We start from the raw sequence: 254 nt of genomic DNA on the forward strand, positions 1-254 counted from the left end.
CAACGGCAGTTTCCGGGACGAACTCTTGAACGAAACCCTGTTCTCATCGCTGGCGGAGGCCCGCGAGAAAATCACAGCCTGGAAGGAGGACTACAACCGCAACAGGCCCCACTCATCCCTCGGCAATTGTCTGACGTCAGCACCCCGCGGAGAGATTTAGGGGTTTGAGCAACGGAGGGTTCTGGTTCATCGAAGCCGCCAAGGAGCGAAGATGAAACAGACACCCGGAACATCGAAGGATGCCGCTGACAAGC

At 57.5% G+C, this 254-nt stretch carries 1 protein-coding gene; it reads left to right on the forward strand.

Annotated elements, in window-relative coordinates:
• On the forward strand, nucleotides 1-160 hold a 160-nt coding region (locus EU800_RS26590; RefSeq protein ID WP_242500845.1), incomplete at its 5' end, for a transposase.
• Nucleotides 161-254: the final 94 nt, after the last annotated feature.

Origin of the sequence: Tropicimonas sp. IMCC6043, from assembly GCF_004146235.1 — a bacterium.
Taxonomy (GTDB): domain Bacteria; phylum Pseudomonadota; class Alphaproteobacteria; order Rhodobacterales; family Rhodobacteraceae; genus Tropicimonas.